We start from the raw sequence: 23,773 nt of genomic DNA on the forward strand, positions 1-23,773 counted from the left end.
TGAAAAAAGCACCCGTTCCCGGATGCCATATATTTTCTAATAATCGTTGTAGCCCTTGATTTCACTGCCTGCTTCTTGATGGAGCATAGGGGACTTGAACCCCTGACCCCCACACTGCCAGTGTGGTGCGCTCCCAACTGCGCTAATGCCCCGAACTAAAGTAATACTATCACAAATTAACTATATTTTCAAGTTATTTTTAAAAATTCATACACTTGTTTAGGCTAAATAGCTTCCCAAAACTTCTAATTCAATTCCTTCATCATCCTATAATTACAGACGAATGGATAAATCAGAAATCATATTAAAAAGCATACTTTACAGATGGGTGGCATATTTACCGGCTTCTACCTCTGTTCAATAACAAATCCAGAACCTTATAGATTATCCTCCACCATGCGATACTTAATAATACAGCCACAACACCGCCCAAAATCTGTCTTATGCTATCCATTTTTGTTATCCTCCTGTTTCAATAAAATACTATAAGAATTCTCATTACGTAATTATCCTATTATTTATCCTCCATTATGCTTAGTATTCTAACATGATATTACCATAAGCTAATATGTAAATTATAAGCAGGCTTGCAGTATGCCTAGTCACTAGTGTATAATAAAAAAGATTGCAAAAGGACAGGTATCCTTTACATAAACAAAGGAAGGAAATATGAATGAAACTACGAAGAACTAATCTTGTTATCTCTCTAATGTTAGCAATGTTTCTGGCAGCTGTAGAAGGAACCATTGTAACCATGGCCGCCCCGACTATTACGAAGGAAATGCATGGTTTTGAGCTAATCAGCCTTGTATTTTCCGTTTATCTTTTAACCTCTGCCATATCAACACCGATCTATGGTAAATTTGCAGATCTTTATGGTCGTAAGAATATGCTGACTATTGGAATCCTTTTATTTATAATAGGCAGCTTTTTATGCGGTCTATCTCAGAATATGCTGATGTTAATAATCTTTCGAGCTATTCAGGGCTTAGGTGCGGGAGGAATTTTTACGATTCCCTTTACTATCATCGGAGATGAGTTCCCATTGGAGGAAAGATCAAAGATACAGGGCGGAATGAGTACGATGTGGGGAATTGCCACCCTAATTGGTCCTTTTTTAGGTGGTTTCCTTATAGACATTCTCTCCTGGCACTGGCTTTTCTTTATTAATATCCCTTTTGGTTTAATAGCCGTTTTATTACTCCAGGGAGCCTTGCAGGAACATTTTGAGAAGAAAAAGCAATCCATTGATTATGCAGGAATTATCACACTGACACTGATGGTCCTTGTTTTCTTAAGTATATTTATTTTCGATACCAATATTACCTCCCATCGCACTGTTATAATTTCAGCATTGTCAGCAACAACACTTATACTGCTTCTCCTGTTTTATTTTGTTGAGAAAAAAGCAAAGGAACCGATTATTCCATTCTATATTTTTACCAGGACAAGTGGTCTGATTAATCTTCTGTCATTTTTGATCTGCGGTGCTTTAATAGGAATCAATGTGTATATCCCTCTGTATTTACAAAATGTCTTAGGGTATCGTCCTACTGTATCCGGCTTAGCAATGCTTCCTATGTCCGTTTCCTGGCTGATTATTTCATTTATCCTGGGTAAATTATTTATTCGCTTTGGTGGAAAGATAGTAACAGTTTCAGCCATTGCCATCATCCTGGTGGGCATGCTTCTTCTGACCAGCCTTGGAGTAAGTTCGCCCATTGCTTTGGTATTACTGTATGGTTTTATCTTAGGTATCGGTTTCGGTGGTGCAACTACAGCTTTTACAATTGTTATTCAGGATTCGGTTGAATATAGTAAGAGGGGTACTGCCGTTGCTGCCAATTCACTTCTTCGAACTTTAGGCCAGACAATCGGAATTAGTATATTTGGCAATATCTTTAACCTTTATGTTACAAACTACTTCACAAAGCAGGGTATTGAAGGTGTTACTTCAGGCAACTTATATCAGGTATCTGCATCCAACAATTTGATTACTCAGGAGCAGATAAGTCTCTCACAGAATAGTTCTCTTCATATTTTGTTTGCTATTTTTCTTGCTTTAGCAGTTTTTTCGTTTATCCTTTCAATAGCAATACCAAAAGAAAAATAGTTCACAATCTTTTCAAAACTTTTTCATATAAAGGACATATTTTTGGGGTATACTAAATTCATAAGATAAAAACAAGGTTCCCCACCTTGCTAACATACACTTTTTTCATAATGGAGAAGCAGTTAACTGCTTCTCCTCTCCTCATTTTATAGACTTTTTCTTTTTATATCACACCTGATTTTACCAAGTTTCTTAGCCTCATTTGTCAGCTCTCCATTCGCGTCTCTTGCATTTTTATATTGTATTGAAATGGAGTCATATAGGCTATTCCCTTTCTTTATCTCTGTATAAACCGCTCTCCAGTTTTCATTTTCACCAAAAAACAAAAAGGTATTTTTACAGTAAATTTGTCTGTAATACAATATGAAGAGAATTATCGTTGACAGTAATGTTATTGCAAATAGTATTTTCCATCTCATTTTCTTAACCCCATTATCTGTTATCCGCACTGAATACAAATAAACAACATATCTTTTTGAAATCTCAAGCTTAGGCAAGAGATCTCAGTTACAATCATAACTGTAAATATCATCTTTCTATGTTCACAATCACATTTGTAAAACCATCTTTTATGTTCACAATCACATTGTAAATATCATTTTCCTATGTTCACAATCACATTTTGTAAATATCATCTTCTTATGTTTACATTAATCTTGCAGAATTCTCATTCCATAATTATACATTTACTCTACTGTAAAAGCAAGCCATATACAAGTTATTCAAGCCTTATGCTTTCTTTTAATAAACTTCCTCAACTGGCAATTTACAATTAATCTGCATATAATATAATAAACCTCGGAGGTATGTCATGCCCGGTGGCTGGAATTATCAAGCTTACTTAACTCCTTATGACACCTACCTATTTTTCCATACCATGGATAATCAGGAAGACTACTTTTATGTTCCGCTTGCAGTTGCTACTCAGTTGGTAAATGGTACAAATTATCGTTATATAACCATTGCAGAACCAAAGGATACTGAGAACACCCCTCATTTTGCTCTTGTGGAAATCTACAAACCCATACAAGGAGAGTCACAAGTCACAAGTATTACAGCAGTAGATTAAAAAGAATGCCGTTGCTGTTCGCAACGGCACTCTTTTTCGGTTATGGTACTTTATCGTCCTTTCCGCTTCATACAATACAATCAATTATTCACCATCCGCATAAGCTTCCAGTTGTCTGCTATGCTTCTCAAAGAAATCTTCCTTAGGCTCTAAGAACTTCAGACTGTGATTTTCTTTATCTGTTACTAGCTCATTCAGTGTGCTAAAAGCATAATCCCAGTTCCAGATCTTCTCATCCACTTTAAGATACTCTCTTATTTTCTCACAGCCGGTGGGAGCTATCGGATGTAATAACAGAATACCAATTCGTACTCCATAAAGAGAATCTGCAAGCACCTGTCTTCTTAAAGTATCATTATCAGTGGTTTCAGCTGTCCTCATTTTATTGACCCAATATTTATTCATAAAACGGATATAGGAATCCAATACATACGTTAAGCTGTGAAATTCATGGTTGTACATATGCCTCTCATAAGTAAGAACCGCTTCCTCTGATTCTTTTCTTACCTCTTCGCTGATTTCATTGTTAAGCAGTTTCGAATCATAGTATTTCTGAGCTGTATAGAAACAGGAACGAACCAACCGGTTGAATACATTTGTAAGAAGATTGCCTTCTTTTAATACGGGGTCCACTCCTTCTCTTTCTGCTTCCGGTAAATAAACCTGCGGCTTAAAGCTTACACTCTTTTGAGATAGACCTAAACTTAAGAAATGGATGCGCAGCTGTTCCGGTGTATAGAACTCCAATAAATCTCTTGCCATAGGCGGCTTAATGGCACTGCTGCTGCCTGCCTTTTTATCCATGAACAATATATGTCTGTTGGCAATAAGCTGAGGAGCTATGAAATTGTCCACATCTCCTTTATCACCATATTGAAGCTTCAGTGCTGAGAATAAGGCCATTTCAGCATTACCATAAAAGTAGATATTATCTTCACCGATAAACTGATATACCTTTGCATCTTCTGATTCCCACCAGTTTTTCCATTCCGTCTGTTCTTTTCCCTGCATTTCCAGATAAGTCTTAGTAAAAGAAATTGGTGCCCATAAGGATTCCGGCCATACCCAGAAGGTTAAATCCTTCATGTCCTCTGTATCGGGCACCGGTACACCCCATTCAATGTTTCCGGAGAGACGGAAGGGTACCAGAGTCTTTCCGGTACGGAAACGTATTCCCTTATTGTTTAAAACATCTCTTGCACTATCCCTTTCACCCAGATTCTGAAACAAATAAGTTACGGAGGACTTATTATCCTCCTTGGACAACTCATGCTCCGGCAATAAGGTATTAAGCTCGTCTTCTGTTACTCCGGTTCTCTCAAATTCACTTTTCTTTACATAAATACAAGGAGGTTTTAAGAATTCTTCTATGGTCTTTATTATATATTTTCTGGTATTTTCTTTTCTTTCCTTCGCAACATAATCAAGAAGCCACTGGGTATATTCCTCCAGCTTAAAATACCAGTTAGCGACCTCTTTCACTTCCGGTGTTTTGCCGGATAAGGTACTCTTAGGATTTAAAAGTTCACTGGGCATATACTGATGACCCAGAGAGCACTCATCAGCATAGGCTTTCTCTGACGCACAGCCTTCAATCGGGCAGTTTCCGATTACCTGTCTTCCGTTTAGAAATACTCCAAAGTCCGGATCAAAGAATTGGGGAGTTGCTAATTTCTCCAGGAAGCCATTCTTATACAGTGTATCAAATATTTCTTGTGACATTTCCTTATGAATCTCGCCTGCTCTGTCAAGAGCAGATGCTGCATACAGACTTAAGCTGATTTCATAGGCTGCAAGGGTTTCTTTTTGGTGATTATGGTTTTTCCTTACATAGTCCTTGATTGTCTCGCTGTAATCTGCCCCTTTTTCTTCTTTTAATTTACGATAGCTTTCCAATATGGGTGAACCATAGCAGTCAGTACCGGATACAAAGATAACATTCTCTTCACCAATTCTGTCTCTTAAAAATCTTGCAAAGGTATCCGCATGAACAAACACGCCTCCAATATGGCCAAAATGCAGCTCCTTGTTTCCATATGGCATCCCGGCTGTGATAACTGCTCTTTTGGGAAATTCCGGACGGGTATTTTCTTTTCCAAACATATTAATTCTCCTTTTACTTTCTCATTGTTTTTCTTTTGTCATGAACTCTGTTCCCACTTATTCACTTCGAATGGATTTTCAGGAATCTGTCACAATTCCTCTTTGCATCTATTCCATCTGTATTTCAATTTATCTTTTAGTATCTTACTTTTTCCTGCTGTCTATTTCATTAATTTAATTTTCCCTGAAAAAGGGTATAAAAAAACACCTCCTGCAATCGTAATTACAGGGGCGAATCTATCGCGGTACCACCCTATTTTTTATTAATATGTCACCATATTAACCTCTTTAAGTACGAACATACTCTAGTCTTATAACGCAGACCTACGTCATAGCATCACGGCTTAAGTATATGACCGATCCGTATGAAGCTCCGAGGCTTGTTTCGTCTGTCTTTCGCTGCTCCTTCCCACCAACTGGAGCTCTCTGTAAACTTCCGATAGATTACTTTTCTCTTCATAGCTTTTCTTTTTTCTTTAGTATATTCAGAAATTCTTCGATTGTCAAGAGGCTTTCTAAATGTCGATTTATTCCATTATTTGTTCTTAAGACCTTCCTTTTATTAGCGAACTTTTTTAGAAAAGTGCCATATATTGAAATTATCTAAATCAATTCTGTATAAGTTGTATTTTAGTTAAGATTTATTCAGCTTATATGCATCCCGGAGGCTCATAAATGAATTCTATGACTTATGATTTTGCCATTATCGGCGGAGATTTAAGGCAGGTCTATATGGCTAATAATTTAATTTCCCGGGGCTTTTCTGTGTTGTTATATGGTCTTGAGAACCTATGTGATAAAAACAGCATGGAACATGCTAAATCTTTGGCCCAAGCAATAGATTCCAGTAGAGTTATTCTAACCCCCATACCCTTTACCAAAAATGGCGTTCACATCTTATCCGTGGATACCAAAACAGATTTGACTCCTGAGATTCTTTGCAAACATCTAAAGAAAGGCCATAAGCTTTACGGTGGATGTTTTACCAAGAACATTCAGGATTTCTGTGAAGCAAATGATATTTATTACAATGATTTTATGGAAGAAGAGGAAATCACCCTGTTTAATACCATTGCTACGGCAGAAGGAACCATAGCAGAAGCTATTATTAACGGCAGCGGCAATCTTCATGGAAGCTCCTGTCTGATACTAGGCTATGGAAGATGTGCAAAGACCCTTGCTGAAAAATTAAAGGGCTTGTGCGGTGAAGTTACGATTGCTGCAAGAGCTCCTCTTGCTATGGCCCAGGCAAAAACTTCTTCCTTCCACGCCCTGCCATTGACGGAACTTTCAGCTGTAATATCCGACTTTGATTATATTTTTAATACAATCCCTGCCCCGGTATTAAATAAAGAGCTCTTATCTAAAACCAAACAGGATGTGGTTATCATTGATATTGCTTCCGCACCTGGCGGAGTTGATTTTAGTTCAGCTAAGGAGTTGTCCCGTACCGCTAAGTTAAGTCTTGGTCTCCCGGGAAAATATGCCCCCAAGGCCAGCGCAGATTTTTTAACCAGTTATCTATTAAGTAGTCTTGGAGAACCATCTCTTTAGAACAGATTTTTCTCCGGAAATGAGGTATTTATGTCATTGCATAATAAAAACATTGGAATCGCTTTAACCGGTTCTTTTTGTACTTTTGATAAAACCTTTGAAGAAATTGAAAAACTATTAAGAGAAGATGCCAATGTATACCCTATTCTTTCCTTTAATGCTCAGAAAATTGATTCCCGTTTCGGTAAGGCAGAGGATTTTCGCCGCAGATTAGTTGAGCTAACCGGCCATGAACCTATTACTACCATTGAGGATGCCGAACCTATCGGCCCCAAAGAAATGTTTGATATCCTGGCTGTTATTCCCTGCACCGGCAATACTTTAGCTAAGATGGCTACCGGTATTACCGATACTCCCGTTTTAATGGCTGCCAAAGCTCACATCCGCAACAACAAGCCACTGGTTTTATCCATTGCCACCAACGATGCTCTTGGTAATAACTTAAAAAATATCGGTACCCTCTTAAATCAAAAAAATATCTATTTTGTTCCCTTCGGTCAGGATAGTCCTACCGGAAAACCCAAATCCATGATAGCTCATACTCACCTGCTAACGCTTACCTTAGAAAGTGCTCTCGAAGGAAAACAACTTCAGCCCGTTGTCATCAGTCCATTCTAATATTCACTATTCTATAATAGAAACGCCAAACCTTATTTATATATTTACAGGAAATTTGCACAAAGCCGAAAGAACGAATGCGCCTTGGAACCAGCGCATGAGTCTTTCGGCTTTGTGCAAATTTCCGTCCCCTTTAGAAAAACTAACCTTCTGCTACAATAAAAGCCCGGAATATGAACCGCCCCCCGTCTGCCTGACAGGGACCGATCCACATCATTCCAGGCTTTTCTACTACTATTGAACTTTAGTCAGATACCATTTCTGGGCATCTGTGCCGTTATCCGTCCATTGCTGCACTACCGCTCCGTCCGCTGTAGATGAGTTGGAAACGTCCATTGCAAATCCGGTAGCTTTTGATACCAGTTTGTAATAGCCACCTCCCACATCTACTATCTTCCACCTTTGCGCATCATTACCATTATCCGCAGCCTGCTGGAGTTGCAGGCCTTCTGTAGCTGCTCCATAGGGAACATCCAGACATTTACCGCTATGTATAGCAGTCAGTTTATAATACCCGCCTCCCATATCATCGATACGGAATCTTTGATTATTTGCGCTATAGTTGGTCCATTGCTGTGTCTTTGCTCCATCAGCAGTAGAATTATCTTTGATATCCAAAACTTTTCCGCTGCATTTAGCTGCCAGAGTATAGATTCCGCCACTCACAATAGGTGAGGTATTGGACTGAGCCTGATATACTCTAACATAATCTACCAGCATTTGTGCCGGAAAAACAGTTGAGCTGTTTGGACTTCCGGGCCAGTCTCCGCCAACAGCAAGATTTAAGAGCAAGAAGAAAGGTTTCTGGAATTCTTCTGTTCCGCCTGTACCATTTTGAATGTACATCTCGCAGAACTGAGTACCATCAACAAACCATCTTAAATAACTAGCATCCCATTCAAGAGAGTAGGTATGGAACTGAGAGAAATCAAGAGAACCTGAGGTCAGTCCATAATCAGCTTGTCCATTAGAATCCCAGTGAGCGGTTCCATTCACAAATGCATTATTGTTTACACGTTCCATAATATCAAGTTCGCCGCATTTCGGCCAGTTAACGGATGTAATATTATCACCCAACATCCAAAAAGCAGGCCAAATTCCTTGGCCGGAAGGAAGCTTGATTCTAGCTTCTATCTTCCCATAGGTAAAACTCTTAATTCCTTGTGTCTTGATTCTTGCAGAAGTATAATTCATTCCTCCGTAAGATTCCTTCAGGGCTGTTATTACAAGATTTCCACCGTTCTCTGTAACATTCTGTGAACGGTCAGTGTAATACTCCAGCTCATTATTACCCCATCCTTTAACACCTGTTCCTATCTCTGCCGTCCATTTGGAGGTATCCAGACTGCTTCCGTTAAACTCATCACTCCAAACCAAAGACCAGTTTGTAGCAGCTTTTGGGCTCACCGAAGGCAGCATGGAAATAATAAGAGCTAAAACCAACAACAAGCTTACCATTTTCCCTTTTCTTAACATAAATATATCTCCTTCTCATTTATTATTTCATATCATGCCGCGCGATCATGATATTGAAATCCAGAATATAGGGGATTTTGGGTTCAGCCATCTTTTATGTAATTGAATCCTCCGTGCAAGGAATATTATACACTAATTGCTATAATATGTAAATATATTTTGTTAATATTTGTCGTATTTTTACTATTTTCAGGTTGTATAGTAAAAAAAACAGAAAGATTGATTTGGGTTTAATTTCCTTCCTGCAATCTTTCTGTTATAAACTGTTTAACCTCTGATAACTTTTGCCGCATTTTCCAATGTATCAATTACCTTATCACACCACAGGTCGAATTCTTCATCTTCCTTCTGGCATTCCGGATGACTGAGTACATATTCTACTATGTTCTTAACCTGCTGGTCAAATCGTCTGGTACAGGTAAACCCGGGAACCAGCCTCTTAATTTTAGAATTATCAAATACCACGGAATTGGCTTTATCACCTATTAATGCCCCTTTATAATCCTGATTACTTACTGCATCCAGGAATTCGGAGGAGACGTAGTATGCCTTTAAGTCCACACCCAAAGCATCCGCAATTGCTTTATGAATCTGGTTCCAGGTAAGTGTCTCATCGGAAGTAATCTGAACAGCTTCCCCAATTGCATGAAGATTACCCATCAGTCCGATAAACCCTTTTGCAAAGTCGCTGTTATGGGTTAAGGTCCACAACGATGTGCCGTCACCATGTATAAGGACTTTCTTGCCTGTCAGCATTCTCTTTATTACCTGATAACTGCCCAAAGCACCATGAACACCTACAGGAACACTCCTCTCATCATAGGTATGGCTGGGTCTTACAATGGTTACCGGGAATCCCTCTTCACGGTAAAGCTTCATCAAATAATCTTCACAGGCTATTTTATTTCGGGAATATTCCCAATAAGGATTAGAGAGTGGCGTCCCTTCCGTTATGCGGTAATCTCCTAAAGGTTTCTGGTAAGCAGATGCCGAACTTATAAATATAAACTGTTTTGTTCTATCCTTAAAGAGTCTGTAATCTCTCTGAAGCTGTTCCGGCACAAATGCTATAAAGTCTGCGACTACATCGAAGTTATGGCCTTTAATCAGCTCAGCAACTTTGTCTTCCTCCGCGATATCAGCTATCAATTCTTTTACTTCTCCGTCAAATACGGCATTTTTGCTGCCTCTGTTCAATAAATACAAATCGTGGCCTTCTTTGATAAGCTCTTTTGAAATGGCAGTGCTTATAGTTCCGGTTCCGCCAATAAATAGTACCTTCATCATTACCTCCTTTATTTTTACCCGTAAAATATTCTTGCCGGTTTTCTTTCTTTAATACTAACTAGCCTTACTTGCCAATCAATACTTCTTCCACTCTTTTTAATTCTTCTCTGATCTTTAAGCTCTGAGGACATTGTTTTTCACAGAGTCCGCAATCCTTGCAATCTGCAATGGTTTTACCTTCATTCTTTTTATAGCTTTGCATCTCATTTTTAGCATAATCAGTAAGTCCATAAACATTGTGATAGGTGTACATATTAAATATCTTAGGAATATCGATACCTGCGGGACATGGCTGACAGTAAGCACAACCGGTACAGTAAAGTTCACTGAACTTCTTTAATTTCTCAACAGATTCTCCAAGCTGTGTCCATTCGCCCTCGGTAAGTCCTTCTGCATTACTTGCTATAGCTACATTCTTTTCCACCATATCTATATTTTCCATGCCGGATAAGGCGCAGCTCATGTATGGATTTCCAAGAACAAACTTGAAGGCCAATTCATAGGTTGATATGGAAGGTTTTCCTGTAAGTTTTGTATAAAGATCTGTCGGAGCTGCCAATCTGCCGCCGCCTACCGGTCCCATAGCTACAACACCAAGTCCTTTGGAAGCAGCATACTGAATCATTTCTTCATTGCTTCTATCAAGAAGATTGTATTGAACCAGCATGGTTTCCATTGGAATGCCTCTCTCCTCTGCCTTATCAATAATATACTTGATATACTCTGCTTTATCATGAAAGGAGAAGGAAATATGCTTAATCAGTCCTTCCTCTTTTGCTTTCTTTGCTTCCTCTAAAAGATTAAGACCAAGAACACTCTTATCAAACTCTTCTTTACTTAGTCCCCAGAAATGATAGTAATCGATATACTCCATATCCAGTTTTTTAAGGCTCTTCTCTAATAATCTTCTGTAATCGCCGGATTCCTTACATCTATCCACCGGAATCTTAGTAGAAACCATGACCTTGTCTCTGATTCCTTTCAGTCCTTTACCAACTGTAATTTCACTGTTGTGGTGACAATAATATGGCGCAGTGTCAAAATAATTGACACCTTCTTCGTATGCTTTTAAAAGCATAGGTATCGCTTTCTCGTCATCAACATACCATTTACCATCCTTTTCATATTCCGGAAATCTCATACATCCGAAACCTAAAGCTGAAATCAAAGAACCAGACTTTCCAAAACTTCTGTAATTCATTGCAAAACCCCCTGTGATTCGTAATATTATTTCTAAATACACTATATCCCATAGAGTTAACTCTAGGTCAAATGATTTTCTACTAAATTTTATGACCACAATAATATCATTACGAATTTTCTTAAAATTTAATAAATAAATATAAAATTTTAGTAAAAATGTTACTTGAGGCATCTAGGTAACAGGTCTATAATTTTATGTTGGGACATTTCTTAAAAAATGATTCCTCTTTAATATTAGATTTATAAAATGGAGTATATATGAAAAAAACAAACAACTATAGTCAGGCAGTAAGGGAATATTCAAGGCAAATGAGTATTATTATTAAAAGTATGATTGCAGGGCTTCTTGCAGGATTAATATCCAGTGCTTATCGTTTTCTACTGCTGAAAGCAGAATTCGCTTCCTTTTCTGCATATCATTTCATTCGGAACCACCTCCAATTAATTCCCTTCCTCTTTATACTGCTGGCAGGTTTGGGACTGCTGACCATGCTTCTAGTTAAAAGATATCCTTTAATCAGCGGAAGTGGTATCCCACAGGTAAAAGGGATAATATCAGGATACATAACTCAGAATTGGCTCTCTACTCTGATAGGAAAATTTGCAGGAGGTATCCTGGCAATTCTGGCCGGCTTATCCCTTGGCAGGGAAGGCCCATCCATTCAGTTAGGCGCTTCTGTAGCTGAAGGCCTTGCTGATAAGTTTTCAGAAACCAAATTTGAAAAGAAGATTCTCATTGCCAGTGGTGCAGGTGCAGGACTGGCCGCTGCTTTTAATGCTCCGTTAGCCGGTGCCCTGTTTGCCCTGGAAGAAATATATAAGTATTTCTCTCCAATCGTATGTCTTTCAGCTCTGGCTTCCGCGGTGGTCGCTGATTATGTTTCTAAATTGATATTTGGAACTGCTCCTGTTTTTCTATTCGGTCAATTTGCTGATATACCGCTTAAGAGCTATTGGATCTTGCTTCTTTTAGGAATTCTTCTTGGTATTTTTGGATTTTTTTATAATAAATCAATTTTGTTATCCCAGAAATTATATAAAAAAGGGCAGAAATTAATAGGTCGCTACATTCTTTTGCTTCCCTTTCTTCTGGCAGGTATTCTAGGTCTCACCTTTCCCTTTGTATGCGGTGGAGGACATGTTCTAATCAATAAAATTAATTTTAAATCCGGTCTTCTGTTCCTGCTTTTTGCTTTGGTGCTAAAATTTCTTTTTTCCGTCATATCCTTTGGTTCTGGAGCCCCAGGTGGCATATTCTTTCCCTTTTTGGTCATGGGTGCCCTGGCTGGTGGTATTACCGCTAAGATTTCTATCCAATACTTAGGTCTTCCGGAAAATGTTTTCTACACTTTGGTTACTCTGTCCATGTGTGGATTTTTCAGTGCTATCGTACGAGCACCAATAACTGGTATTATTCTATTAGCTGAAATGACTGGTTCCGTAACTACTCTGCTCCCCCTTACAGTAGTTTCCGTTATTTCATATATGACTGCAGATATGTTAAAGAGCGCTCCGATTTATGACTCGCTGCTGCATTCTTTGATTCATAACATAGGTTCGGAATATATGCGGATGGACGTCAATAGTAAGGTTACATTTGAATCAATCATACATCATGGCTCACCTGCAGCCGATAAAAAAATCAAAGAACTGGGAATGCCTGATAACTGCCTTTTAATAGCAGTAAAAAGAGAGAACCAGGAATTTATCCCAAATGGCAGCACGATTCTAAAAGAAGGTGACCTTTTGGTACTTTTAACGGATGTTAAAGAGGAAGCTACTATTCGAAACAGCATTTCTGATCTTACGGAGTCTTCTGTTCTTACTTAATATAGAACCTATCAGACTTAACATCCAGCTTTTATTCTGTGAATTACCCTACTTCCCTGATGTGTCAACTTTTATATTCTGTAAACTCTTTCATATCTTTCTCATATCCTCACATTTAGTAATAATACGGACTGATTGACACTAGGGAGTTAGTATGTTATGGTTTAAGAAAACTATTGTGTTATCAGCCCTAATATGGACCTTTACACAATCTGATAACTGGAGGAATTCTCATGTATACTATTAAAGAAGTTTCTGAGAGAACAGGTCTGTCTATATATACCCTGCGTTATTATGATAAGGAAGGACTGCTTCCTTTGGTAAAGCGCACCCCGTCCGGAATCCGCAAATTTTCTGATAATGATATAGCCTGGCTTGGGTTAATCTGCTGCCTGAAGAATTCCGGAATGTCTATTGAGAATATCAAGGAATTCATGAACCTATGTCTAAAAGGCGAGGAAACTGCAGAGATTCGTAAGGACATGCTGTTACTGCATAAACAGCATATCTTACAGCAGATGAATGAACTGGAAAAGAGCCTGGATACCGTCAACTATAAAATTAATCACTATAAGGAAATTGGTATCTTTCATATAGATGGTGATAAACTTGATGCTGTATAATATTTTCTCAAATTAGGAGGCTTCTCATGCTCTCTGTGCCAATAGATACGGAATCTGCTGTTCCAATGTATGAACAGATATATTCCTATATTAAGAATGAAATCAAGGATGACAGGCTAAGTAAGGGTTCTAAACTGCCTTCCGCACGAAGTCTTGCCGCACACCTTACTATCAGCCGGAACACCGTGGATATGGCCTATTCTCAGCTGGTATCGGAAGGTTATATTGAATCGGTTCCAAAGAGTGGCTTTTACGTCGCTGCGGTTTCCGCACTCACTTCCATACCAACCCTGCCTGTCATAAAAAAAGAAGTAAAAAAGCAGATAAAACAATCCTGTCAGTTTGACTTCTCGCCTTTTGCAATTGATATTAACAGTTTCCCCTATAATACCTGGCGAAAGCTCTCAAAGGATTGTATGAGCGAATACAACAATGAGTTGTTTCTATTAGGCGACAGCAGAGGAGACGAATCTCTGCGTAATGCTATCGCTGTATACCTTTACAGTTCAAGAGGTGTTATATGTTCCGCAGATCAAATTATTGTAGGAGCAGGAACAGATTACTTACTGCTGCTTTTATCAAGACTATTCAACCGTAAAAAGCTTGACTCTCTCTCGGATTCCTCAGGCACCTCCCTATCAGACACCCGTCAAACGGAAAATGTAATTGCCATGGAAAATCCCACCTATAAGAGGGCATATGAAATTTTCATTGGAATGCAGTATGATGTAATTCCCATTGAACTGGACCAGAATGGTATCTGCGTGGACAACCTCTTTAGTACAGATGCAGATGTTGTTTATGTAACTCCCTCTCACCAGTATCCTTTAGGAATCGTAATGCCTGTAAAGAGAAGACAGGAACTGCTGGCCTGGGCAGCCTTAAAAAAAGAACGCTATATCATTGAAGACGATCATGACAGTGAGTTTCGTTATAAAGGAAAGCCGATTCCTGCCCTAAAGAGCATGGACTCCTTTGAAAAAGTAATATACCTTGGTACTTTTTCAAGAGCCATTGCACCAGCCATACGTGTAGGATATATGGTCTTGCCCGAAGAGTTATTATTATTGTACAAAAAATATCTTGGTATGTTTTCTTCCACCGTTTCAAGAGTAGATCAGTATATTATAACCCATTTTCTGAGCGATGGCTATTTCGAACGGCATCTTAATAAGATTCGTACTCTGTACAAGAATAAGCATGATTTGCTGCTTCAGACTCTTAAAATCTTTCAGGATAAGATTATCATTGAAGGTGAGAATGCAGGTCTTCACCTGGTAGTTTACTTTAAGACTTCCCTCTCAGAATCTGAGTTACTAGCCCTGGCGGGGGATAACAGTATTAAACTCTATGGATTAAACAGACATTACATTACCCCGAACAAGAGCAGTTATCCAGGAATTCTTCTAGGTTATGCGAATCTTTCGGAAAATGAAATCACTGCAGGTATCACCAGTTTGTATGATACTATCAAGTATCACTTAAATTGAAATATTGAAAACGCCTTCATAAGAAGGAAGCTGATTAAAGGAATGAAGAATGAACTATAAATATGCAGTTAACCAAAATTATGAGGATTTTGCAAGTGGACGTGTATTCTACAATGCGAAAAACGTCCCTAATTATCCAGTACGTCTAATCAATGAGCTATATGGCAGATGTCTCTCTTATTCTGAAAAGAAAGAAGATTTATGCTTATATGATTGCTGTTGCGGCGGAGGATATTCCTTAACTGTTCTTGGATTTTTAAATCAACGGTCTATCTCTTCTATCGTTGGCAGTGATATCGATGAAAATATGCTTACGACAGCCGAGAAGAACCTATCCCTATTAACAAAGGAAGGATTAGCACGACGAAAGCATGAGCTTCAGGAATTGTATCTTAAATACTCGAAAAGCTCCCATATGGATGCCCAAATAAGTGCAGATCGATTAGGCCTCTTCTTAAAGAAAGACATATCTATAAAGATTTTTCAGGCTGATGCATTAAATCTGACTCCTCAGATATTCTCTCCCGATATCATAATTACAGATATACCTTACGGGCATTTAGTGGAATGGCATGGTAATGACGATTGCCTGGATAAATTAATTAATAGCTTAAGAAATTTTGCTTCTAATAATACAATCATAGCTGTCTCCATGGATAAGGGTCAAAAGCTCTCACAAACCGGTATAAAAAGATTAGAACATCAGGTAATAGGAAAAAGAAAATTTGAGATTTTCACTCTGATTAAATAGACATGTAAAACAATATTCCTGCAAAGAAAAAGCACCAGTGCTGTTTACTCACAGCACTGGTGCTTTAGATTATTATAGTTTCAGTTTTCTGCTTTCTCTAGATTTTAAAGTATTCTCTGCCATACATAAGGTCCTTATCCATCTGAGCTTTCAGTTCCTCCAGAGACCCAAATACTTCTTCTCCCCTCATTCTCTCCAGAAATGACACCTGTATATACTTTCCATACAAATCATTGTCATAGTCAAAGAGATAGGTTTCCACTCGTTTCTCTGGTGTAACTCCTACTGTAGGATTATGACCTACGTTTGTGATTCCGGGATATTCCACTCCGTCAATGGTGGTAATAGAGATGTATACACCATCGGGGGGCAGCAGCTTTTGCTTCTCCGGTATCAAATTTGTAGTTGGAAAACCAATGGTTCTGCCGATTTTCCTGCCATGAAGAACTTCTCCCATAACGGAAAATGATCTTCCAAGAAGCTTCGTAACTTTTTCCATATTCCCTTTACTAATTTGCTCTCTGATACAAGAACTGCTGATCTCTTCACTTTCAATGGTTTTCTTTTCGATAATTTCAAGCTCATAACCATAAATATCAGCATATTCCTGAAGCATCTTAGTATTTCCTCTTCTGTTTCTGCCAAAACAAAAATCAGAACCTACAACAATATATTTAGCATCCATTTTATGGATAAGAATATCTTCAATGAACTTCTCGGGTTCCATGGATCTGGTCTCTTCGGTAAAAGGAAAGGAAATCATGACATCCAAACCATATTCTCTTAAGATATGCTGTTTTTCCTCTTCCGTATAGATTAATTCCATTTCTCTATCTGAAAGCAGATTAACAGGATGATAGAAAAAGGTAAACACAACTGCCTTTAATCCCTTTTTTTTCTGCTCTGTAATCTTATTCAGTAAAAGCTGATGGCCCAGATGCAGTCCGTCAAACTTCCCAAGAGTAACTGCACTTTTTTCCAAATGAAAATCTGCTGTTCCAGCTATATATTCCATATTAACCTCTTTCGTGAATATCCAATCCATGTTTGAATATTCCTGAATCTGCAGTTGAAAAAACTGTTTTGTTTTCAACCTAATCTCCATGCATTTCGCAATCTTACTTGCTAAACTGCTTCAATTGAGTGTGTATAATGTCTTTTATAAAAACATTTTATAGGGTTTAATTATCTCTTGCTCCGGGCAGTATTCATAGATACCCACAAAGTTATTTTCTCCGTCATAAACAAGTACTTTGTTATTGGATACATTAATCTTCTCTTGTTCCAACTGATTCAGAACTAAGAAATTTCCATTGTAAAGCTGCTTATCAAACTCCTTCTTTACGGTAACGCACTCATACTCAGGGAACATAGCGGGTACACTTTTAACGTGTTCATCCAATGTTCCATTTTTGTACTCTGTCTCAATCTCTCCAAGTTTCAGACTCTCCGTAATATCAAATTCACCTGAACGTATTCTGGTTAGCGCTTTCATGCAGCCGCCGCATAAAAGCTTCTCACCGATATCATGACAAAGGGTTCTGATATAGGTTCCTTTTGAGCACTCTACAACAATTACAGCTTCCTTTGTGTTCATATCAAGACTCTCAACGGTAATACTATGTAGTTCAACCTTTCTGGACTCTCTTGGTATCTCTTTACCCTCTCTGGCCAGTTCGTAAAGGCGTTTTCCACCAACTTTCAAGGCTGAGTACATGGGTGGAATCTGATCGTAGCTACCTCTAAAGGAAAGAATTGCTTCTAATATCTCTTCTTTACCGGCAGTAACAGCTCTTTCTTCCATTACCTTACCAGTTATATCCTGGGTATCAGTGGTTATTCCTAAAAGCAGCACTGCACGATAGGCTTTACTTTTATCCGTTAGGATATCACATAGCTTAGTAGCGTTACCAAGGCAGACCGGCAACACTCCTTCTGCATCAGGGTCCAGGGTACCTGTATGTCCTATTTTTTTCTGCTTTAAGATACCACGCAGTTTAGCTACTACATCATGCGAGGTATAACCTTTTTCTTTATATACATTTATTATTCCGTTTATCAAGGTAGTACTCCAATCCTAATCAGTTCTTTAGCTGGAATTCAATATGCGGTGTAAGATTATTAGTTACATCGTGAAGAGTTCCATGCATGGTACAGCCTGCAGCCATAATATGACCACCACCGCCAAAGTATACCGCTATCTTTCTGACATCAACAGCTCCATTGGATCGCATACTTACTTTATACACATGAAAATCTACTTCATAGATCAAGATAGCTACTTCAACACCCTTTGTAATACGGAGCTGATCAATGATTCCATCAAGGTCAGCAGACTCTACCTCATAGAACTCCATCATTTTCCGGCTAAGAGTAGATACTATACATTTTCCGTCTAATAATAAAATGCTTTCTAAAAGGCATCTTCCAAGAATCTGGTTCTGATGATAATCCTTCCGGTAAAAAGTTTCATCTATCATTTCAGAGAAAGGCACTCCCATTTCTATAAGACTTCCTGCTATCTCCATCGTCCTTTTTGTAGTATTACTATGCTTAAAAACACCTGTGTCATGAATAATTCCCATATAAAGTGCTTTTGCAATAGCGATATTGAGATAAGCTTTGTCCATTAGTTCATACAGTACCTCACAGGTTGAACTGGCATCTGCCACAACATGATTTATCTGAGCAAAGTTGGTATTACTGATATGATGATCAATGTTAATTGTTTTTCTTGCATTCTTAAAATATTCTTCTGCAAACCCCAACCGATCAAGGCTTCCGCTGTCAAGAGAAATGAAGATATCATACACTCTGCCTTCTTTGTAACTCTGCTTTACTTTTGCAGCATCTTTTGTAATACGCAGTTTCTCCGGTATTTCTTCCAGATAAAAATCTATCTGCGCATCTTTTTTTGCTTGACTCAAATAACGGTATAGGGCCAGACAGGAACCGGCACAGTCCCCATCCGGCCTCATATGCCCGGCTATTCCTATCAATTTAGCGTTCCCCACTTCTTTTAACAAATCCATACGAATCACCTACCCCTTTCTAATCACTTCAAGTTCTTGTGTAGGATAATACTTATACACCAACTATTCCAGCCTGGAATCTTCACTGGTCTCTTCCTCGGCCTCTTCTTCCTCTAACTCTTCATCCTCTGCTTCTTCTGTCTCTTCTTCATCATTTGGTAAATCTTTTGTTACTTCATGAATCAAATGTGACATGTTAACACCATATTCGATGGATTGGTCTATTACAAAAATTAATTCAGGGGTGTTTCTTAAATTAATGGTTTTTGCAAGTTGTCCTCTCATATAGGGAGCTGCACTGCGTAATCCAACCAAAGTACTTTTCTGAGCTTGCTCATCACCAAGTACGCTGATATATACCTTTGCAGATTTTAAATCTGGAGCCACGTCCACAGCTACCACGGAAGTCATTGGATGAATTCTGGGGTCTTTAATCTCCCGGCTGATTAACATGCTTAATTCTCTTTGAACTTCTCCGTTAATTCTTGTGTTCTTAATACTATTCTTTCTCATATAGACTCCTAACTGTTATCTTTGTTAAGGTTTGCGCCATAAGGAACTAATTTCCATTTCCCCATGGCGCATTGTATATCTCTTATTTTCTAGGAACTTCTTCCATTATATAGAGTTCTACCTGGTCAAATTCTTTGATATCACTGAATTTTTCAAATACCAGACCACACTCATATCCTGTAGCAACTTCTTTTACATCATCCTTGAAACGCTTTAAGGAAGCTAAGCTGCCTTCATAGATCAACGTTCCTTCTCTTCTGATTCTTGCTAAACTGCCTCTTTGAATCTTACCGTCTAAAACATAAGAACCTGCAATTAATCCAAGACCAGAAGCCTTAAATACCTGCCTTACTTCTGCATGACCGATAACTTTCTCTTCAAAGATAGGCTCTAACATGCCCTTCATAGCTGCTTCAACATCTTCAATGGCATTGTAAATGACACGATACAGTCTTAAATCAACCTTTTCACTCTCAGCCTTTTCCTTTGCCACATTATCAGGTCTTACATTAAAGCCTATGATAATGGCATTAGAAGCACTGGCAAGGTTAACATCGGACTCATTGATTGCACCTACACCACCATGTATTACTCTAACTGCAACTTCATCGTTGGAAAGTTTTAATAAACTTTGTTTCATTGCTTCCACAGAACCCTGAACATCAGCCTTGATAATAATGTTAAGCTCTTTGATATTACCTGCTTTAATCTGAGAGAATAATCCATCAAGAGATAGTTTTGCTTTTGTATCAGCTAGCAGCTTCTCTCTGCCCTGAGAAATATAAGTTTCTGATATTGCTCTGGCTTCTTTTTCAGTTGTAGTAGCAATAAAGATCTCACCTGCATCGGGTACTTCGTTAAGACCCAGAATCTCAACAGGTGTGGAAGGAGTTGCATCTTTTACTCTTCTTCCCTTATCATCCATCATAGCTCTAACTTTACCATAAGCAGAACCGATGGCAATGGAATCACCCACATGTAAGGTTCCTTTTTGAACAAGAACAGTAGCAACAGGACCTCTTCCCTTATCAAGCTCTGCCTCAATAACAATACCTCTGGCATTTCTATTAGGATTAGCCTTTAATTCTACTAAGTCGGCTGTAAGAATAATCATTTCCAAAAGCTGCTCAATGCCTTCTTTTGTATGAGCGGATACGGGAACAAATACGGTATCACCGCCCCAATCTTCTGCAACCAACTCATATTCTGTTAATTCCTGTTTCACTCTTTCAATATTTGCGCTAGGTTTATCAATCTTGTTGATAGCAACAATAATCTGAATACCGGCTGCTTTTGCATGACTGATAGCTTCTATTGTCTGAGGCATTACACCATCATCTGCAGCAACTACCAGAATAGCAATATCAGTTGACTGAGCGCCGCGCATTCTCATAGAGGTAAAGGCTTCATGTCCGGGTGTATCAAGAAAAGTAATCTTCTCTCCATTTACCTCAACTACATAAGCACCAATATGCTGTGTAATACCACCTGCTTCATGAGATGTAACATTGGTCTCTCTGATAGCATCCAAAAGAGAAGTCTTACCATGGTCAACATGACCCATTACGCAGACAACAGGAGGTCTTTTTTCAAGAGTATCTGTATTCTCTTCTTCCTCTTTTAAAAGTTCCTCGATAACGTCAACCTTCACCTCATGCTCTGCTATTATCTCATACTCTATAGCAATGCTTTCAGCTTCTTCAAATGTGATCTCCTGATTGATTGATACCATTTTGCCGGAAAGGAACAGTTTTTTCACAAGGGTTGCAGCAGGCATCTTCATCTTATCTGCCAATTCTTTAATTGTCAGTATGTCAGGAAGGATAATTGTCTTGATTTCATCTTCCTTGTTCTCCTGCAATATGGCCTTGGGTTTAATAAACTGGCCTTTTTTAGGCAGTTTAATCTCATCGTTGTTTTCATTATCAATGTGTCTTTCATAACTATTCTTTGCATTTTTCGGATTTTTATTAGCCCTGCTGTTTCTTACACTGGCAGAATCACTTCTTGACATTCCAATCGGTGCATCGAATTTCTTAGCGGAGTCTGTTCTGGTATTAGAACTGCTTCTTCTCCTTGTATCATTCGGCTCATCCTTATCCTTATTCATGCCACCAAATCGGTCAAATCCTTGACCACCGTTACGGTTAGCAGAATTGCCGCCATACTGTCCCTGACGGAAACCTCCGCCTCCTGCCGGTCTTGTGCCTCCTGCATAAGGTCTTCCCTGACCATTTCCTGCCGGTCTGTTCTGGGAATCATTATTTCTGTTATATTGTCCTTGATTGTTACCGTTATAACTTCTATTATACTGTCCCTGGCTTCCTGTTCCGTCACTGTTTCTATTATACTGTCCCTGGCTTCCAGTGCCATCATTTCTGTTATACTGTCCCTGATTATTGCCATTATAACTTCTGTTATACTGTCCCTGGCTATTGTTCCCATAAGGACGGTTACCGCCTCCTTGATAACCAGTTCTCTCACCTTGAGGTCTTGGTGAATTACCCTGATAACCTTGACCGGTTCTCTCACCCTGAGGTCTTGGTGAATTACCCTGGTAACCCTGACCGGTTCTCTCACCTTGAGGTCTTGGTGAATTACCCTGATAACCCTGACCGGTTCTCTCGCCTTGAGGTCTTGGTGAATTACCCTGGTAGCCTTGACCATTTCTGTCACCCTGGGGTCTTGTGCTGCCTCCCTGTCCCTGAGTGCCATATTGTCCCTGAGGGCGGTTATTATTGTAAGGGCGGTTTTGATTATTTTGTCCCTGACGGTAAGAATTTTGTCCCTGGGAACCCTGGGCTCCTTGTGCATGAGCACCTTGTGCGCGGGTAAAGCCTTCTCTATCCGGTCTTTGGCCATAGTCCTGTCTTTGACCCTGATAAGAGGATCTGTTAGCGCCTTGCCCTTGGGTATGAGAGCCTTGACTACCTTGTGCGCGGGTAAAGCCTTCCCTATCCGGTCTTTGACTCTGCTCTGTTCTTTCACCCTGAGAATGTGCGTTTCTATCTGCGTTATCGCCGTAGTTCCTTTGGCCGCCGTCCTGTCTCTGGTAGGAATTATGGGATCCCTGTGTATTACTGTTATGTTCAGAGGAACCAGTTCTTTGTGTACTCTGTCCTCCAAATGAAGTTGTCTGAGGTCTGTTAAACTGATTTACAGGTGCAGTCTCCGTCTTCTTCTCTTTGATTTCTGTTGTCAATCCTGTAGCTGCTACAGAGGGTTTATTTTCAGTCTGACCTGACTGCGGAGCAAAATGCCCTTTTACCATGTTAATCTCCTTATCGTCGATACTGCTCATGTGGCTCTTTATATCCACGCCTTTTCCATTTAAAAAGCCCACAATATCTTTGCTGTGTATATTAATTTCTTTTGCTAACTCGTATACTTTTATTTTTGCCATACTTACTACCTCCACTTATCATGACTGGATGCTTTCATCGCCCGCGTCAATCATTAACATGTTCAGTTGCTTTTCTACCTCATCAGCCAGACCTTTGTCTAAGAGAACCAGGGAAGCCCTGAATTCTTTTCCAATAGCATGACCGAGTTTTGTCTTATCGCCAAAAAAGTAAATCGGCACTTTATAGTAAGTACACATATTGGTAAACATCTTTTTCGTATTATCCGATGCTTCCTCGGAAACTACAACCAGCTTCGCTTTCCCTTCTTTTACGGCCTTTTCCGTCATGAATTCACCGCTTACCAGTTTTCCCGCCTTAGCTGCTAAGCCAATATAAGAAAATACTTTTTTTTCAATACTTGCACTGCTTGCATTTCCGGTATTATTTGTGTTACCTGCAATGCCCTGTTCTGTCTTTGCGCTATTGTTTTCATATGCCAAGTCCATTCAGCTCCTTCTTCAATTCCTCATACACCTCAGCAGGAATATTTACTTTCAAGGACCTTTCCAGGCCTTTGCTCTTAACTGCTTTCAAAAAACACTCTTCCGATTTGCACAGATATGCGCCTCTGCCGTTCTTTTTACCTGTAGTATCAAGCAATATAATATCCTCCGGTGTTTTGATCACACGGATCATTTCTTTTTTATTCTTCATTTCCCCACAGCCGATACACTGTCTCTGAGGAATTTTCTTAACTGCTGCCATAC

20 protein-coding genes, 1 tRNA gene and 1 other annotated feature are annotated in these 23,773 nt (G+C 39.0%); of the genes, 8 read left to right on the top strand and 13 right to left on the bottom strand.

Annotation, left to right across the window (positions count from 1 at the left end; all coding sequences use genetic code 11):
- Positions 1-79: 79 nt before the first annotated feature.
- Positions 80-152: transfer RNA gene (locus tag bsdcttw_RS15720), tRNA-Ala, on the bottom strand.
- A gap of 521 nt (positions 153-673) precedes the next feature.
- Between bsdcttw_RS15720 and bsdcttw_RS15725 the strand changes: the two genes are divergently transcribed.
- Complete coding sequence (locus bsdcttw_RS15725) at positions 674-2,113, top strand: MDR family MFS transporter (RefSeq protein WP_185255794.1); 1,440 nt, start codon at positions 674-676, stop codon at positions 2,111-2,113.
- A gap of 146 nt (positions 2,114-2,259) precedes the next feature.
- On the opposite strand, the gene bsdcttw_RS15730 is transcribed toward bsdcttw_RS15725, so the two are convergent.
- Entirely contained in the window at positions 2,260-2,532 is a 273-nt protein-coding gene (locus bsdcttw_RS15730; RefSeq protein WP_207726419.1) for a hypothetical protein, read from the bottom strand.
- A gap of 392 nt (positions 2,533-2,924) precedes the next feature.
- Here bsdcttw_RS15730 and bsdcttw_RS15735 point away from each other — a divergent pair, with 392 nt between their 5' ends.
- Entirely contained in the window at positions 2,925-3,182 is a 258-nt protein-coding gene (locus bsdcttw_RS15735) for a hypothetical protein (protein ID WP_185255796.1), read from the top strand.
- A gap of 84 nt (positions 3,183-3,266) precedes the next feature.
- Here the strand turns inward: bsdcttw_RS15735 and bsdcttw_RS15740 are convergent, their stop codons facing one another.
- A complete protein-coding gene (locus tag bsdcttw_RS15740; RefSeq protein WP_185255797.1) occupies positions 3,267-5,285 on the bottom strand; it encodes a class I tRNA ligase family protein in 2,019 nt (672 codons plus the stop codon).
- 224 nt (positions 5,286-5,509) lie between these two features.
- Positions 5,510-5,754, bottom strand: a binding site (T-box leader).
- Positions 5,755-5,960: 206 nt separating this feature from the next.
- Between bsdcttw_RS15740 and dpsA the strand changes: the two genes are divergently transcribed.
- Positions 5,961-6,839, top strand: coding sequence for a dipicolinate synthase subunit DpsA (dpsA, locus tag bsdcttw_RS15745; RefSeq protein ID WP_185255798.1), 879 nt, complete (start codon positions 5,961-5,963; stop codon positions 6,837-6,839).
- Between the two features lie 30 nt (positions 6,840-6,869).
- Positions 6,870-7,457 (top strand): dipicolinate synthase subunit B, encoded by a 588-nt coding sequence (locus bsdcttw_RS15750; RefSeq protein ID WP_185255799.1) that lies wholly within the window; start codon positions 6,870-6,872, stop codon positions 7,455-7,457.
- Between the two features lie 234 nt (positions 7,458-7,691).
- Here bsdcttw_RS15750 and bsdcttw_RS15755 read toward each other — a convergent pair whose 3' ends face one another.
- The 3 genes from bsdcttw_RS15755 to bsdcttw_RS15765 all read right to left on the bottom strand — a co-directional run bounded on the left by bsdcttw_RS15755 (position 7,692) and on the right by bsdcttw_RS15765 (position 11,421).
- Positions 7,692-8,933: an RICIN domain-containing protein gene (locus bsdcttw_RS15755; RefSeq protein ID WP_185255800.1), complete on the bottom strand. Its 1,242-nt coding sequence runs from the start codon at positions 8,931-8,933 to the stop codon at positions 7,692-7,694.
- A 267-nt stretch (positions 8,934-9,200) separates the two neighbouring features.
- Entirely contained in the window at positions 9,201-10,217 is a 1,017-nt protein-coding gene (locus tag bsdcttw_RS15760; protein WP_185255801.1) for an SDR family oxidoreductase, read from the bottom strand.
- A gap of 67 nt (positions 10,218-10,284) precedes the next feature.
- A complete protein-coding gene (locus bsdcttw_RS15765) occupies positions 10,285-11,421 on the bottom strand; it encodes an aldo/keto reductase (RefSeq protein ID WP_185255802.1) in 1,137 nt (378 codons plus the stop codon).
- 260 nt (positions 11,422-11,681) lie between these two features.
- Between bsdcttw_RS15765 and bsdcttw_RS15770 the strand changes: the two genes are divergently transcribed.
- From bsdcttw_RS15770 to bsdcttw_RS15785, 4 genes are all read left to right on the top strand, one after another.
- Complete coding sequence (locus tag bsdcttw_RS15770; RefSeq protein WP_197979804.1) at positions 11,682-13,253, top strand: ClC family H(+)/Cl(-) exchange transporter; 1,572 nt, start codon at positions 11,682-11,684, stop codon at positions 13,251-13,253.
- Between the two features lie 233 nt (positions 13,254-13,486).
- Positions 13,487-13,876: a MerR family transcriptional regulator gene (locus tag bsdcttw_RS15775; protein ID WP_185255803.1), complete on the top strand. Its 390-nt coding sequence runs from the start codon at positions 13,487-13,489 to the stop codon at positions 13,874-13,876.
- A 26-nt stretch (positions 13,877-13,902) separates the two neighbouring features.
- Positions 13,903-15,366, top strand: coding sequence for a MocR-like pyridoxine biosynthesis transcription factor PdxR (gene pdxR / locus bsdcttw_RS15780; protein WP_185255804.1), 1,464 nt, complete (start codon positions 13,903-13,905; stop codon positions 15,364-15,366).
- 49 nt (positions 15,367-15,415) lie between these two features.
- Positions 15,416-16,117 carry a hypothetical protein gene (locus bsdcttw_RS15785; protein ID WP_185255805.1) on the top strand — a complete coding sequence of 234 codons (702 nt, stop codon included), beginning with the start codon at positions 15,416-15,418 and terminating at the stop codon, positions 16,115-16,117.
- Between the two features lie 97 nt (positions 16,118-16,214).
- Here the strand turns inward: bsdcttw_RS15785 and bsdcttw_RS15790 are convergent, their stop codons facing one another.
- From bsdcttw_RS15790 to rnpM, 7 genes are all read right to left on the bottom strand, one after another.
- On the bottom strand, positions 16,215-17,132 hold the full coding sequence (locus bsdcttw_RS15790; protein WP_207726420.1) for a bifunctional riboflavin kinase/FAD synthetase: 918 nt from the start codon (positions 17,130-17,132) through the stop codon (positions 16,215-16,217).
- A 144-nt stretch (positions 17,133-17,276) separates the two neighbouring features.
- A complete protein-coding gene (gene truB, locus bsdcttw_RS15795) occupies positions 17,277-18,179 on the bottom strand; it encodes a tRNA pseudouridine(55) synthase TruB (RefSeq protein WP_185255807.1) in 903 nt (300 codons plus the stop codon).
- A gap of 19 nt (positions 18,180-18,198) precedes the next feature.
- On the bottom strand, positions 18,199-19,149 hold the full coding sequence (locus bsdcttw_RS15800) for a DHH family phosphoesterase (protein WP_185255808.1): 951 nt from the start codon (positions 19,147-19,149) through the stop codon (positions 18,199-18,201).
- A 63-nt stretch (positions 19,150-19,212) separates the two neighbouring features.
- Positions 19,213-19,662 (bottom strand): 30S ribosome-binding factor RbfA, encoded by a 450-nt coding sequence (rbfA, locus tag bsdcttw_RS15805; RefSeq protein ID WP_185255809.1) that lies wholly within the window; start codon positions 19,660-19,662, stop codon positions 19,213-19,215.
- 82 nt (positions 19,663-19,744) lie between these two features.
- Positions 19,745-23,065 (bottom strand): translation initiation factor IF-2, encoded by a 3,321-nt coding sequence (gene infB, locus bsdcttw_RS15810; protein ID WP_185255810.1) that lies wholly within the window; start codon positions 23,063-23,065, stop codon positions 19,745-19,747.
- An 18-nt stretch (positions 23,066-23,083) separates the two neighbouring features.
- Positions 23,084-23,422 (bottom strand): L7Ae/L30e/S12e/Gadd45 family ribosomal protein, encoded by a 339-nt coding sequence (locus bsdcttw_RS15815; RefSeq protein WP_225903873.1) that lies wholly within the window; start codon positions 23,420-23,422, stop codon positions 23,084-23,086.
- A 73-nt stretch (positions 23,423-23,495) separates the two neighbouring features.
- Positions 23,496-23,771 carry an RNase P modulator RnpM gene (gene rnpM / locus bsdcttw_RS15820; protein ID WP_185255812.1) on the bottom strand — a complete coding sequence of 92 codons (276 nt, stop codon included), beginning with the start codon at positions 23,769-23,771 and terminating at the stop codon, positions 23,496-23,498.
- Positions 23,772-23,773: the final 2 nt, after the last annotated feature.

It is taken from the genome of Anaerocolumna chitinilytica (assembly GCF_014218355.1).
In the GTDB taxonomy this organism is placed as follows: domain Bacteria; phylum Bacillota; class Clostridia; order Lachnospirales; family Lachnospiraceae; genus Anaerocolumna; species Anaerocolumna chitinilytica.

Bases quoted from the DNA above. Each gene is read 5' to 3' on its own strand.
- bsdcttw_RS15725 (WP_185255794.1), top strand. From the start codon at position 674: ATGAAACTACGAAGAACTAATCTTGTTATCTCTCTAATGTTAGCAATG.
- infB (WP_185255810.1), bottom strand. From the start codon at position 23,065: ATGGCAAAAATAAAAGTATACGAGTTAGCAAAAGAAATTAATATACAC.
- bsdcttw_RS15735 (WP_185255796.1), top strand. From the start codon at position 2,925: ATGCCCGGTGGCTGGAATTATCAAGCTTACTTAACTCCTTATGACACC.
- bsdcttw_RS15775 (WP_185255803.1), top strand. From the start codon at position 13,487: ATGTATACTATTAAAGAAGTTTCTGAGAGAACAGGTCTGTCTATATAT.
- bsdcttw_RS15750 (WP_185255799.1), top strand. From the start codon at position 6,870: ATGTCATTGCATAATAAAAACATTGGAATCGCTTTAACCGGTTCTTTT.
- bsdcttw_RS15790 (WP_207726420.1), bottom strand. From the start codon at position 17,132: ATGGAATATATAGCTGGAACAGCAGATTTTCATTTGGAAAAAAGTGCA.
- bsdcttw_RS15760 (WP_185255801.1), bottom strand. From the start codon at position 10,217: ATGAAGGTACTATTTATTGGCGGAACCGGAACTATAAGCACTGCCATT.
- bsdcttw_RS15755 (WP_185255800.1), bottom strand. From the start codon at position 8,933: ATGTTAAGAAAAGGGAAAATGGTAAGCTTGTTGTTGGTTTTAGCTCTT.
- bsdcttw_RS15765 (WP_185255802.1), bottom strand. From the start codon at position 11,421: ATGAATTACAGAAGTTTTGGAAAGTCTGGTTCTTTGATTTCAGCTTTA.
- pdxR (WP_185255804.1), top strand. From the start codon at position 13,903: ATGCTCTCTGTGCCAATAGATACGGAATCTGCTGTTCCAATGTATGAA.
- bsdcttw_RS15800 (WP_185255808.1), bottom strand. From the start codon at position 19,149: ATGGATTTGTTAAAAGAAGTGGGGAACGCTAAATTGATAGGAATAGCC.
- rnpM (WP_185255812.1), bottom strand. From the start codon at position 23,771: ATGGCAGCAGTTAAGAAAATTCCTCAGAGACAGTGTATCGGCTGTGGG.
- dpsA (WP_185255798.1), top strand. From the start codon at position 5,961: ATGAATTCTATGACTTATGATTTTGCCATTATCGGCGGAGATTTAAGG.
- bsdcttw_RS15740 (WP_185255797.1), bottom strand. From the start codon at position 5,285: ATGTTTGGAAAAGAAAATACCCGTCCGGAATTTCCCAAAAGAGCAGTT.
- bsdcttw_RS15785 (WP_185255805.1), top strand. From the start codon at position 15,416: ATGAACTATAAATATGCAGTTAACCAAAATTATGAGGATTTTGCAAGT.
- rbfA (WP_185255809.1), bottom strand. From the start codon at position 19,662: ATGAGAAAGAATAGTATTAAGAACACAAGAATTAACGGAGAAGTTCAA.
- bsdcttw_RS15770 (WP_197979804.1), top strand. From the start codon at position 11,682: ATGAAAAAAACAAACAACTATAGTCAGGCAGTAAGGGAATATTCAAGG.
- bsdcttw_RS15730 (WP_207726419.1), bottom strand. From the start codon at position 2,532: ATGAGATGGAAAATACTATTTGCAATAACATTACTGTCAACGATAATT.